We start from the raw sequence: 399 nt of genomic DNA, 5'->3' as shown, positions 1-399 counted from the left end.
GCTGGGACAAGGCCGGCTCCGGTAGAGGAAAGGTGAAAGGCAGTGTTGCCAGTGCCCGGTTGTGGCCAGGTGAACACGTCTGTCAATTCACCACGCAATCGGCACAATGGGCCTCCTCCCCGCGGATGTGGAATGTTTATGGCCGGTGCCAGCCTGTTCATGCTGATTGACGATATCGCCACCCTGCTCGATGACGTGGCGGTGTTGACCAAGCTGGCGACCAAGAAGACCGCCGGTGTGCTGGGCGACGACCTGGCCTTGAACGCCCAGCACACCGGCGGTCTTCTTGGTCGCCAGCTTGGTCAACACCGCCACGTCATCGAGCAGGGTGGCGAGGCTGGCACCGGCCATAAACATTCCACATCCGCGGGGAGGAGGCCCATTGTGCCGATTGCGTGG

Annotated in this window: 1 protein-coding gene; it reads left to right on the top strand. The window is 62.2% G+C overall.

Translation table 11 applies throughout. The annotated features are described in order from the left end of the window. Positions 1–138: 138 nt before the first annotated feature. The coding region (locus tag ABB30_RS16410) for a DUF808 family protein (RefSeq protein ID WP_152980805.1) at positions 139–399 on the top strand (261 nt) is incomplete at its 3' end.

Source organism: Stenotrophomonas ginsengisoli, assembly GCF_001431485.1.
Taxonomy (GTDB): Bacteria; Pseudomonadota; Gammaproteobacteria; order Xanthomonadales; family Xanthomonadaceae; genus Stenotrophomonas; species Stenotrophomonas ginsengisoli.
The sequence above is the reverse complement of the archived record's forward strand: the minus strand, read 5'-3'. Positions and strand labels throughout refer to the sequence as shown.